The sequence below is a fragment of the Arthrobacter liuii genome (genome assembly GCF_014639275.1).
Lineage (GTDB): Bacteria > Actinomycetota > Actinomycetes > Actinomycetales > Micrococcaceae > Arthrobacter > Arthrobacter liuii.
Map to the genome: position 1 here is coordinate 1 of NZ_BMFW01000020.1, position 11,896 is coordinate 11,896.

The window sequence follows — 11,896 nt, forward strand, 5'->3', positions numbered from 1 at the left end:
ACAGCCAACTCACGACCGTTCAGGGTGGCATCACCAATACCCGTCACACCATCCTCCGTAGTAATCCGGAGGGTCACGAAATTCCGTGAGGGACTGGTCACAAACACTTCCGCGGCAATGATTTTCATGGCTGGCTTTCGGGTAGATGTGGAAACTGGTGTTGGTTTGGGGCAGGCGTCAGCGCTGCGTACTGCCCCTGGCTGCGTCGAGCAGCGCAAGTTCGTCGCGGCGGGGCAGGCCTTCCCAGTCGCCGCGGGTGCTGACGGCGAAGGCGCCGGCCAGGATGCCGCGGTGCAGGCGGCCGGCAACGTCCTCGCCGTCGAGCAAGGCCGAGAGGTAGCCGGCGGTAAACGCGTCCCCGGCCCCCACGGTGTCCACGCAGGTCACGGCGATGGCCGGCGCTTCCAGCCGGCCATCCGCCGAGTAGACTGCCGCACCCGCCGCGCCGCGCTTCACCACCACCTCACGGACTCCGGCCTCCAGCAGCCGCGTGGCTGCAGAGGCCTCGTCGGCCGGGGGCCCTGCCAACCCGCTCCCCGCCTGGGGTGGGGCGATCAAGTCGAGTTCGTCGTCGGACGCTATGACAATGGTGGCGTGTCGGACCAGGGGCCGGAGGACTGCCCTTGCCTCGTCCCGGGACCAGAGCTTGCCGCGGTAGTTCACGTCAAGGGAGACCACCGTGCCGTCAGGGGCGGCCCGCTCGGCTGCGTACTCCACCGCTGCCCGCGCGTCGGGGCTGAGCGCCGGGGTAATGCCGGTCAGGTGCAGGATCCGGGCGCCGGTATCCAGGGCCGCGGCCACGTCGCCGGGCGAGATGGTGGCACCAGCGGATCCGGCGCGGTAATAGAAGGCCCTGCTGAGGTCGGCCGTGCGCTGTTCCAGGAACATCACCCCGGTGCTGCGGTCCGGATGCACGCTGTGGTGTACCCGGACACCCTCGCCGCGCAGTTGCTTAAGGATGAACTCGCCGTGCGGGTCGGGGCCCACCGCGCCGGCCCACGCCGCCGTGTGGCCAAGCCGGGCGACGCCGATGGCAACGTTGGATTCGGCACCGGCCACCTGCATGTTCAGGGTTCCCCCGGCTGCCAGGGGGCCGGCGGACCGGAGCGAGACCATGGACTCGCCAAACGTCAGCAGGTCCACCGGGTGCATGGCCGGGCTGTGGCCAGCAGCGGCTCCAGCACTCATGAAGTGGTCCCGGCCCGGCCGGCGAACTCGGCGGCGAGGTCCAGGAATGCGCGGGCACGGCTCCGCATTTCCGAGAGGTCACCGCCCGAGGCCGAACTGCCAAAGAGCGGGCCGCCCAGTCCCACCGCGATGGCTCCCGCTTCCCAGTAGCCGGCGGCTTCGTCGAGTCCCACGCCGCCCACGGCGATGAACGGGATGTCCGGGAAGGGATCCCGGACGGCCTTCAGGTAGCCGGGCCCGCCAATCGACGCCGGGAAGAGCTTGATGGCGGTGGCGCCGCGTTCCATCGCTGCGTAGGCCTCGCTGGGGGTCAGCGCCCCGGCCAGGACTGGAATCCCGGCGCTGGCCGCCTCGCTGATCGAGGGGGCCAGGGAGGGGGTGACGATGAACTGGCCGCCGGCTGCGGTGACGCGTTCGACGTCGGCCTCGCTGAGCACGGTACCCGCCCCAACGAAGCAGCCGGCCGGGGCAGCCGCGCGGACTTCGCGGATGGCCGCCAGCGCATTGGGCGTGGTGAGGGCGATCTCCACGTACTGGAAGCCTTCCGCCATCGCCGCCAGCGCAGCCTTGGCGGCAGCACCGCCGTCGTTTCCGCGGACGATGCCGACAAGGCGCGCCTGCCGGATCCCCGCCAGCAGGCTGGCGGAAGTAACAGCTGATTCCTGGAAAGTCATGGGTTCACCATTCTGCGAAGGATCCGTCGGGGTGGCGCCACACCGGCCCACGCCAGGCGTGGCCGCGCTTGTCCGCAGCACGGACCACGGCCTCGTCGATGTCAACGCCCAGGCCCGGCCCGGTGAGCCGTTCGATGTGGCCGTCCACGAACTTGAACGGCGTCTTGTCCACCACATAATCAAGGACTTCTGCGCCCTGGTTGTAGTGGATGCCGATGCTTTGTTCCTGGATGAGGAAGTTGGGCGTGGCGAAACCCACCTGGAGGCAGGCGGCCAGCGCCAGCGGTCCCAGGGGGCAGTGCGGCGCCAGGTGGACTTCGTAGACCTCGGCCAGCGCGGCGATCTTGCGGACCTCGGTGATGCCGCCGGCGTGCGAGAGGTCCGGCTGCGCCACCGCTATCCCTGCCTGCAGGGCGGGCAGGAACTCCTGCCGGCTGTAGAGCCGCTCCCCCGTGGACACCGGGGTGGTGGTGGAGGAGGTGAACTCCCGGAGCAGGTGCGTGTTTTCCGGGACCACGGGCTCTTCGAGGAAGAAGGGCCGGTACGGTTCCAGCAGGGGTGCCACCCGGCGGGCGTTGGCCAGGCTGAAGCGGCCGTGGAAGTCGACGGCGACGTCCCGGTGCTCACCCAGGACCTCACGCGCCGCGGCAACACGACGGATGACGCCGTCGATCTCTGCGACCGATGCCACCGGGCTCATCCGGCCGCTGGCGTTCATTTTGACGGCGGTGAGGCCCACGTCCAGCTGGGCGCTGATCTGGTCCGCCACTTCGTTGGGCTCGTCGCCGCCCACCCAGCCGTACATCCGGATCCGGTCGCGGACGTGGCCGCCCAGGAGCTGGTGCACGGGGGTGTTGAAGTGCTTGCCCGCGATGTCCCACAAGGCCTGGTCCAGGCCGGAGACGGCGCTGGCCAGGATGGGTCCGCCCCGGTAGAAGGAGCCCTTGGTCATGACCTGCCAGTGGTCTTCGATCCGGAGGGCGTCCCGTCCAATGAGCAGTTCCGAGAGTTGCCCGACGGCGGCGCGCACCGTCTCGCTGCGGCCCTCGCAGGTGGCCTCCCCCCACCCCACGATCCCGCTTTCGGTCTCGATCCGGACAAAGAGCCAGCGGGGCGCGACGAGGAATGTTTCAACGCGGCTGATGAGTGTCACGCAGCGGTCCTAACCCTTGGTGGCGCCGGCGGTCAGGCCGGAGACGATGTACTTCTGCGTGAAGAGCGCAATGATCATGATGGGGATGGTCACGACCGTTGCCGCGGCCATCAGCCCGCCCCAGTCGATGCTGGCGTAGGAGACGAAGTCGAAGATCGCCACCGGCAGGGTCTTGGTCTTGGCTCCGGAAAGCACCAGGGCGAACATGAAGTTGTTCCACGAGAAGATGAAGGACAGGATGCCGGCGGTGGCAATGCCGGACACTGCCAGCGGCAGCGTGATCAGCCGGAAGGCCCCGATCGGCGTCAGGCCGTCCACCTCGGCGGATTCCTCGAGTTCCAGGGGCAGTGAGTCGAAGTAGCTCATCATGATGTAAACGATCAGCGGGAGCGCGACGAACATGTGGCTGAGGATCAGCACCTCGAACTTCCCCACCATGCGGAGGTTGGAGAAGACGTAGTACCAGGGCACCAGGAGCGAGACGCCCGGGATGACGCGGGCCATCAGGACCACCAGGGCGGAGCGGTGCATGGTGAAGCGGCTCATCGCGTAGGCGGCAGGCACGCCCAGGACGATCGACAATGCCGTGGAGGCAAAGGCCACCCAGAAACTGTTGACGACGAACACGAAGTAGTTGTTGCGCTGCAGCACGTTGGCGTAGTTCTCGAACGTGGGCGAGAACACGAAGGCTTTGGCGGTGTCGTAGATGTCCACATTGGTCTTCAGCGACGCCAGGCACATCCAGAACAGGGGGGCCAGGAGGAACAGTACGACGACGATGAGCGCCACCACCCGGAACACCTTGTAGGCGCGGGTGGCCAGGGGCTTGCGGCGGCGCTGGCGGCGGTTGTCCGCGGCAGTGGGGGCGGAATCTGTCATGACGGTCATTTGCTTACCGCTTTCCTGCGCAGGGTGAGCAGCCACATCGAGCCGATGATGATCATGAAGAACAGGATCAGCACCGCCGAGGAGAGCCCGTACTGGTTGTAGTCGAAGCTGAGCCCGTAGGCGTAGACGTTCAGCGTCTCCACTTCGTGGAACGAGCCGCCGCCTTTGCCTTTGGTGGCGTAAAGGATGTCGAAGGTCTTCAGGGCGTCGATGCCGCGCAGCAGGATGGCCACGATCACGGTGGGCATCATGAGGGGCAGGGTGATGTAGAAGAACCGCTGGAAGGCGTTGGCGCCGTCCACCCGGGCGGCCTCGTCCGGTTCCTCCGACAGGGAGGTCAGGCCGGCCAGCAGGATCAGGACCACCATGGGGGTCCACTGCCACACGTCCATGAAGATGGTGGTGCCCAGCGCGGTGTCCTGGCCGGACAGCCACGGCTGGGGCGGGATGCCCACCATGCCCAGGAGTTGGTTGGCGAAGCCGATGTTGGGGTCGAAGATCAGCCGCCACATCATGCCCACTGCCACCGGTGTGGCCACCAGCGGCAGCAGGATGGCCACCCGGACCCACTTCTCGCCTCGGAAGGGCCGCCACAGGAGGAGCGCAGTGCCCATGCCGAGGACCACCTCGAAGGCCAGCGCGAAGCCGGTAAAGGAGAGCGTCCGACCCACGGCGGGCCAGAAACGCTCGGTATCGCTGAGGACGGTGAGGTAGTTCTGCAGCCCTACGAACTCCGAGGCTGCACGGACGGAGCCCTGGGAGTCGGTAAGGCTCAGGTATACGGTCCACGCCAGCGGGAAGATGATCAGGACGCCGACGAAGATCATGGCCGGTGCCGCGAAGAGCCATTTGCGGTGCCGGTTGGCCCAGGCGGAAAAGTTCCCCCCGGCACCGGCGGGGCCGCCGGGCCGGCGGGTGCGGGCACTGCGGGGAGGGTTCAGTACAGACATGGTTCACCTAAGGAGTTTGGGGGTGAAGTGGGCCGCGCCGGAACGGCCCTGGGGCCGTCCCGGCGCGATGATGTGGCGCGTCCTGCGCCCGGCGTCCTACTTCTTTTCGCTGTCCAGGAAGGTCTGGAAAGCAGTCTGGGCGTCGTTGGCCGCAGCGGCGGAGTCCGCGCCGGTGATGGTGGCGACAATCGGCGCACCCACGATTTCGCGTGCCTTGCCGACGGTGACAACCTCGGGACGGTCGTGGCCTACGCCGTTCTTGGCGCTGGCGGAGATCGCGTCAGCGAGGTCCTTCGGGTAGGTGGAGGTTCCATCGGGGTTGGACCAGACGGAAGCGCGGGGACCGGGGACACCGGCCTTCTGGGCCTCCAGGGTGCGCTCCTTGCTCGTTGCCCACTGGATGAACTTCCAGGCGTTCTCCTGGTTGCTCGAGTTCTGGTTCACGCCCAAAGCCCAGGAAGGGATGTTGTACGGCTTGGAACCGGCGGGGCCGGCGGGGAGCGCGGCGAAGCCCACCTTGTCCGCCACCTTGGACTTCGCGGGATCCGTGGCGTTCTTGTAGAGCGAATCGGCCTCGGTGTAGAAGGCGGCGCCCCCCTGGGTGAAGATGGCCATTGCCTCCGGCCAGCTCATGTCCGTGCTGACGTTGGCGGGGCCGTAGTTGCGGATCAGGCCGCCGTAGTAGGCGTAGGCCTTCTTGGCGGCATCGGTGTTGACGGACGCCTTGCCGCTGGAGTCTACGAAGTCGCCGCCGAAGCTGTACAGGAAACTGGAGAACTGGGTGACTGCGGCGGACTTGCCGGTGCGGGCCACGAACCCTGCGGTGCCCGGGGAAGAGGCCTTGATGGCCTTGGCTGCAGCTTCCAGTTCGTCCATGGTCTTGGGGACCTGGAGCCCTGCGGCCTGCAGCAGGTCCTTGCGGTAGTACAGGACTTCGCGCTCGGTGATGATCGGAACGCCAACCACCTTGCCGTCAACGGTGGTGGCCTTGACCGGGCCCTCCTGGTAGTCCTTCCAGTCCCAGCCTGCGTCCGAGGAGACGTTCTTGGTCAGGTCCGCCAGGTAGCCGTTCTTGGCGAAGGCCTTCCCTTCCTGCAGGGGGCGGTACATCATGACGTCGATCTCGTCGCTGCCGGCGTTGAGCTTGACGTTGTACTGGTCCGAGAGCTGGTCTTCACCCAGTTGGGTGAGCTCGACCTTCAGGCCGCTGGACTTTTCGAACTCCGGAATGGCGGCCTTGATGCCATCGGTCCAGACGTGGTTGGCCAGCGTGACGCGGACCGTGCCGGCCTGTTTTGCCTGGTCGCTTCCGCCTCCGCCGCCGCCGCAGGCGGTCAGCCCCAGTGAGATCGCCGCGGCCACAGCCGCGTACTTCACAATTGAACGCCGCTTCATTACGACTCCCTTTGCTCGTGGCCGCGGACTTGCCGGGCCGGTTGCATGACGCATCGTTACGTCTGCTCTGTTCAGCGAGCTTAGACAAATAACGCAGACATATACAAGGCCATGCCATGCCGACATATGATTTATTCATGACCATCCCAAAGGCGGCGTTCTCACCTGACCTGCACTCGTCGCTGGTCGAGAACCTGGGACTGGCCATCGCAGCGGGAACCCTGGCGCCGAATACGATCCTGCGGCTGGACGAGCTGGAGGCCCGGCACAAGGTGTCCCGCTCCGTGATCCGGGAGGCCACACGCGTCCTGTCCTCCATGGGCATGCTGGAGTCCCGTCGGCGCTTGGGCACGGTGGTCCAGCCCGAGGCGAGCTGGAATCTCTATGATCCGCAGGTGATCCGTTGGCGGCTGGCCTCCGCCAAGCGGCTGGAGCAGTTGCGGGCCTTGAACGAACTCCGTGGCGCCATCGAGCCGCAGGCTGCCCGCCTGGCCGCGGAGCGCGCGTCACTGGATGAGGCAAGCGACCTTGTCTCGATGGCCGCGCGGCTGTGGGCCGCGGGGCAGCGGGGAGACCAGGATGAATTCCTGCGCCTTGATATTGAATTCCACGCCGCAGTCCTCAACGCATCCGGGAACCTCATGTTTTCCCAGTTGCACAACCTTGTGGCGGAAGTGCTGGCCGGGCGGACCCAGCACGGGCTGATGCCGCATCTTCCGGACCACGAGGCACTGCAGCTGCACGTGGACGTTGCCAGCGCCATCCAGCGCCGAGAGGCCGGCGCGGCCCATGCCGCCATGAGCAGGATCGTGGAGCAGTCCACCGAGGAGATGGGCGATATCTGGTCCAGCAGCCACCCGGAAGTGTCGTCGGATAGCCCCTGACTTTTCGGGTGAAACACCCCCGGCAGGGCCGGAACAGCTAGCGGACGATAAAGACTGCAATCCTCACGAAATCGGGGAACCGCTCACCGGTGCCTACGCCGATTACGTCATTGAGCCACGCCCACTCTTTGGAGGCCGTGGAGAACCTCAGGGAGCAGCGGAAGTAGATCGCGGCTGGATCCACCTCTTCGCCGTGGTTCAGCCGTGCAATGTCGGCCGCCGCGCCGTGGCGGATCGCGCTGTTGTGCACGTGGATTAATGCCCCGCCCGCTGCTTGGACGATGTAGCGGGCATCGAGTTCGGTCAGCTCCGGGCTGTGGAGGACCTGGAAATCGGCACCGCCGGGCAGCACTGTGCCGCTGAGTGCCGGGCCAATCATCGTTCCGCCGGTGATCGGCACGATCCTCCGGTGGCCGGTGGGGGCGGGGCCCACATCAACGGGAGTCTCCACGGCCACGTTGAGCTCCGTAAGGAATTCCAGGCGCGGCGGCTCTGGGGCCCTCACAGCAGGCCAACCGTCAGGCGGCTGGGGTGGGAAGCGCCCATATGGATACGCTGGTTGGCGGTCACGGCAACTCCCGATTCGTAGGCCAGCTTGCCGGTGTTCAGGTTCCGGTCCCAGCGCGGGTGGCAGCTGGAGGTGACCTGGACGCGCAGCCGCTCCCCCGGCGCAAAGGTCAGCGCCGTCTCCCAGAGGCTGATGGTGTACTCGTAGACCCGCGTCGGCTCGATGGCAGAGGGCGGCCGCCCCTCCTTGAACAGCCCGGTTTCCGCGTAGGCGTCGCGCCAGGACGCCCGGACAATACCGTCGGCAATACCCAAGGAAACTCCGTCCGCTGACACCTTGCAGAGCCGGACCACCCAGTCCGTGTCCACAGCACTCGAGGATGCAAACAACGTGGCGGTGACGGCGCCGAAAATGGTGGTGGTTTCGGTGAAGGGCTCCGAGGTGAAGACGGCGACGTCGGTGCGCGCCTCCACGGCGTCCTGCCGTGCCGGGCCCGCGGGGAACGCGCCCGCCAGCATGGTGGCCCCGCCGGTGGTGGGGACCGGGTCCAGCGGATCGTAGGCGTACTCAACGTTTCCGTCCGCACCCGTCTGGTCCAGCAGCCCGCCGTCCGCGGAAAGGAACCACGACCTTTGCCCTGAGGGAACCGGCAGTTCATCAAAGCCACGCCACCGGTTCTCGCCCAGGAAATACAGCAGCACCTTGGGAACCGCGGCGATGGCCGCTCCGTCCCCCTTGAGGACGGCGTCGAACCAGGCCGCGTGGAGGGACGACAGGTCTCCGCGGCCATCAACAATGCCGGAGGACGCGGCCGCGCCGAAGTGGATGTCCGGATACCCGCCGGAGAGGTTGGTATGCGTCCAGGGACCCAGGATGAGGCGTGGTTCGATGCCTGGGAGGGTCCTGCCCAGGGACGCCTGGCGGCGGTACTGGTCCAGGGTGTTGGGGGCGAAGATATCGAACCAGCCGCCGATGTGCAGCGTAGGCAGCGGCACCGCCACATCCGAAGCGGCATCCCACAACCGGCAGAAGCCACTCCCCGGCCCCTCCCCCGCGGACGGCGTGACCTCGTTGCGAAGGAAGGTGCCAAGCCTGGGTTCCAGGTCGCGCAGCGGGAGGACTCCGTAGCAGGAACCATCGGCAAATCCAGCGTCCAGGGCAAGCCATTCCTGGAGCTCCTTCGCGCGCCGCTCGGGATCGTCAGCATGTTCCCGCATCAGTTCATTCAGCGAAATCGAGGCGTGCCCCCAGGCAAGGCGGCTGCCCAACTCATGGGCGCCGCCCCGATACAGGGCCCCGTTGTTGGCGTTGCCGCCCGCAGAGACACCGGGCGCCAGTGCCTTGAGCCCGGCCGGAGCGTACCGGGCGGCCCGCCACTGGGTTTCCGCGAAATAGGACCGGCCCCACATGCCCACCCGGCCGTTGGACCACGGAAGGCGGGCGGCCCACTCCACTGTTGTGGCGCCGTCGGACGCTTCATTCACCGAAGGCTCAAACCTGCCGTCCGAGCCGAACCTGCCGCGGCAGTCCTGCATCACCACCACGTACCCGGCCGCCGCAACCGTCACGGGGTTGAAGTACGCCGAGTTGACCGCGAGGTCCCGCCCGTAGGGCGTGCGCGTCAGCAGCACAGGGAAGGTGCTGCCGGGCGCGTCCGGCCGATAGACGGTGGACCGGAGGATGGTTCCGTCGGTCATGGTAGCTTCAACATCGCCGTCGACGACGACCGGGTAGCGCACGTGCGTGCCTTTCGTTGGGGTGGGGGCTGGGTTGTTGCTCAGGCGGCCTGGACGGGCCGCTTGCCGAGGTCTTCGGTCCTGGTCCGGTAGGTCTCCTTGACCCACACGGCGGTCACGACGGCGGAGACGAGGCAGCACGCGGCCGTGAAGACGGCAACGGGCAGCCACCCGTCAGGGCCGGGCTGGACGATGGCTGCGGCAATGGCGGGAGCGAAGCCGGTGACGACGAGCCCCAGCTGGGAGGCAGTGGCTGCTCCCGTGTAGCGGATCCTGGTTTCGAACATTTCCGCGGTCATGGATGGGCCAAGCGGGTTGACCATGCCGTAGCCAACGGTCATGAAGAGGATGGCCGTGGCAAAGATCAGCGGGATGGAGCCGGTACTGATCGCCCAGAAGAACGCAAACACTGAGGCCGCGCAGACGATGTTGCCGGTGATGAACACCGGTTTGCGTCCGATCCGGTCGGCCAGGACGCCTGCGTACGGCTGGACGACGATGCCCAGGGCCGCGGTGACGATGGTGACGGTGAGCATGACGGCCGCGGGGACCCCAAGCTTGCCCGCGTAGGCAAGACCGAAGGCCGCGAACACCGAGGAGACCACACTCCACAGGCCGAAGAGGATCACCTTGAGGATGGTGGCCCAGTGGTCGCGCAAGACCACCTTGATGGGCAGTTCCTGCGCGCCCGCAGATTCTTTGGCGGCCTCGAACACCTCCGATTCCGGGAGGCGCAACCTGATGTACAGGCCCACGGCGACAACCAGGATGCTGGCAAGGAACGGCAGGCGCCATCCCCATGCGAGCAGATCGTCCTGCGGCAGCAGCGACACCGCGAGGAATGCCAGCGACGCCAGCATGATGCCGGCCACCGCTCCCGTGTTGACCCAGCTCGCGTAGAAGGCCCGCCTGTGGGTGGGGGCGTGTTCCATGGTCATTGTCACGGCACCCACGGACTCGCCGGCGGCCGAAGCGCCCTGCAGTGCGCGCAGGAGGACCAGCAGGACGGGTGCGGCGGCACCGATGGCGGACACCGGGGGAAGGCAGCCGATCAGGAACGTGGCCACGCCCATGAGGACCAGCGTCAGGACCAGCATCTGCCGGCGCCCGATCCGGTCGCCGAAGTGGCCGATTACGCCGGCGGCCAGGGGCCGCACCACGTAGCCGATGCCAATCGTGGCCATGGAAAGGACCATGCCCAGCGCGGGGTCAATGCCCGGGAAGAAGATCTTGTTGAAGATCAGCGCCGAGGCTGATCCGTAGATGAAGAAGTCGTAATACTCGAGGGTGCTGCCGATGAAGCTGGCCACGGCGGCCCTGCGGGCATTCTGCGTGCCCTGCTCGGTGGATGCGGGAGCGGATATGGCGTCCGGGGACAACGGCGTCAGCGGACTGGGACCTGCGGTCATTGCGGATCTCCTGGAAATGATGGGGGTAGCAGGCGCCTGCTGGAGGATGGTCGCGCCGGAACACTGTTGTGGGCCGGATCACTATATAGATAGTATGCGCATTTTCATACGACCGTCAATAAGACTGCAAAACCCAATTGGCTGCACCTTCCGGGCCTGAGAAGATGGACCGTGACCCCAGAGCCCCATGCCCCACCCGGCCACCCCGCCAGCGCCCGGATTGCCGCCGAACAGGTCAATTTCCCGCGGCCGCTGAAAGGGTCTGCATCCCAGCATCTGGTGGTGACCATGCTGGCGGACTACTGGCGCGGGTCCACCGCGTGGCTGCCGTCCCGGATGATTGTGTCGCTGGCCGGGTCCCTTGGCCTCAGCCCCTCCGCAGCCTCAACCGCGTTGAGCCGCCTGGCCGGGCGCGATGTCCTGGAGCAGTCGAATGCAGGGCGCACTTCCCGCTACCGGTTCACGCCGGAAGCGAAGGCCCGCCTGGACATCGGGGTGGGACAAATCAGCGGTTTCGGCTCCGAGGAGCGCCGGTGGGACGGGATGTGGACCGTAGTGGCGTTCACCGTGCCTGAGAGCTCCCGGGAAATGCGAGAACTGCTGCGCAGTAGGCTCAAATCGCTGGGCTTCGCTCCCCTGTACGGAGCCGTGTGGGTTTCTGCATGGGACACTGCGGATGAATTGGAGGATTCCTGCCGGCACCTGGGGGTGGACAACTATGCCATCTTCCGCACGCCCGAGACGGAGCTCCGGGGCCGGCCGCTGATTGAAGCCTGGGACCTGGCGGAGGTCCGGCGGCAGTACTTGCCCTTCATCGATACCTATGGTCCAACGGCCCGGTCCCTGGACCCACAACAACTCAGCGGCGAAGAGGCCTTCAGGCTGCGGACCGAGGTCATTGACGCGTGGCGGGCGTTCCCCTGGGAGGACCCCGGGCTTCCGCCGGAACTCCTGCCCCGTGAATTTCCGCTGTTTCAGGCGCGGCGGATTTTTGTCGCCCTTTACAACTCGCTGGAGGAGACCGCCGCCACCTATGTGGAGGAGACCGCCGTCCGGCTGGCCCCCGAAGTGGCTGGAGAAATCCACGCTTTCCGGGTCAGGGCGTAGGACC

At 66.7% G+C, this 11,896-nt stretch carries 11 protein-coding genes and 1 pseudogene; 2 read left to right on the forward strand and 10 right to left on the reverse strand.

Going from position 1 to position 11,896, the window contains the following annotated elements; genetic code table 11:
- The 7 genes and pseudogenes from IEW19_RS16300 to IEW19_RS16330 form a co-directional block, all read right to left on the reverse strand.
- Positions 1–128 (reverse strand): annotated as a pseudogene (locus IEW19_RS16300) (bifunctional D-altronate/D-mannonate dehydratase); the annotation flags it as partial.
- Positions 129–177: 49 nt separating this feature from the next.
- Positions 178–1,188: a sugar kinase gene (locus IEW19_RS16305; protein ID WP_229748524.1), complete on the reverse strand. Its 1,011-nt coding sequence runs from the start codon at positions 1,186–1,188 to the stop codon at positions 178–180.
- Positions 1,185–1,862 (reverse strand): bifunctional 4-hydroxy-2-oxoglutarate aldolase/2-dehydro-3-deoxy-phosphogluconate aldolase, encoded by a 678-nt coding sequence (locus IEW19_RS16310; RefSeq protein ID WP_188572651.1) that lies wholly within the window; start codon positions 1,860–1,862, stop codon positions 1,185–1,187. The genes IEW19_RS16305 and IEW19_RS16310 overlap by 4 nt, the downstream gene beginning before the upstream one ends.
- Before the next feature lie 4 nt (positions 1,863–1,866).
- Positions 1,867–3,015, reverse strand: coding sequence for a galactonate dehydratase (dgoD, locus tag IEW19_RS16315; RefSeq protein ID WP_188572652.1), 1,149 nt, complete (start codon positions 3,013–3,015; stop codon positions 1,867–1,869).
- A 9-nt stretch (positions 3,016–3,024) separates the two neighbouring features.
- Positions 3,025–3,903: a carbohydrate ABC transporter permease gene (locus IEW19_RS16320; protein ID WP_188572653.1), complete on the reverse strand. Its 879-nt coding sequence runs from the start codon at positions 3,901–3,903 to the stop codon at positions 3,025–3,027.
- Complete coding sequence (locus IEW19_RS16325) at positions 3,900–4,853, reverse strand: carbohydrate ABC transporter permease (RefSeq protein ID WP_229748525.1); 954 nt, start codon at positions 4,851–4,853, stop codon at positions 3,900–3,902. The genes IEW19_RS16320 and IEW19_RS16325 overlap by 4 nt, the downstream gene beginning before the upstream one ends.
- 96 nt (positions 4,854–4,949) lie before the next feature.
- Positions 4,950–6,248, reverse strand: a complete 1,299-nt coding sequence (locus IEW19_RS16330) for an ABC transporter substrate-binding protein (protein ID WP_188572654.1) — start codon at positions 6,246–6,248, stop codon at positions 4,950–4,952.
- Positions 6,249–6,385: 137 nt separating this feature from the next.
- On the opposite strand from IEW19_RS16330, the gene IEW19_RS16335 reads away from it, so the two are divergent.
- Positions 6,386–7,132 (forward strand): FadR/GntR family transcriptional regulator, encoded by a 747-nt coding sequence (locus IEW19_RS16335; protein WP_188572655.1) that lies wholly within the window; start codon positions 6,386–6,388, stop codon positions 7,130–7,132.
- Positions 7,133–7,169: 37 nt separating this feature from the next.
- Here the strand turns inward: IEW19_RS16335 and IEW19_RS16340 are convergent, their stop codons facing one another.
- From IEW19_RS16340 to IEW19_RS16350, 3 genes are read right to left on the reverse strand one after another with little or no spacing between them, the layout of a single operon-like run.
- Positions 7,170–7,637: a DUF3237 domain-containing protein gene (locus IEW19_RS16340; RefSeq protein ID WP_188572656.1), complete on the reverse strand. Its 468-nt coding sequence runs from the start codon at positions 7,635–7,637 to the stop codon at positions 7,170–7,172.
- Positions 7,634–9,379 (reverse strand): CocE/NonD family hydrolase, encoded by a 1,746-nt coding sequence (locus IEW19_RS16345; RefSeq protein ID WP_188572657.1) that lies wholly within the window; start codon positions 9,377–9,379, stop codon positions 7,634–7,636. Before IEW19_RS16345 ends, IEW19_RS16340 begins: the two co-directional genes overlap by 4 nt.
- A 38-nt stretch (positions 9,380–9,417) precedes the next feature.
- Complete coding sequence (locus IEW19_RS16350) at positions 9,418–10,785, reverse strand: MFS transporter (protein WP_229748526.1); 1,368 nt, start codon at positions 10,783–10,785, stop codon at positions 9,418–9,420.
- A 171-nt stretch (positions 10,786–10,956) separates the two neighbouring features.
- Between IEW19_RS16350 and IEW19_RS16355 the strand changes: the two genes are divergently transcribed.
- Positions 10,957–11,892 (forward strand): PaaX family transcriptional regulator, encoded by a 936-nt coding sequence (locus tag IEW19_RS16355; protein ID WP_188572658.1) that lies wholly within the window; start codon positions 10,957–10,959, stop codon positions 11,890–11,892.
- Positions 11,893–11,896: the final 4 nt, after the last annotated feature.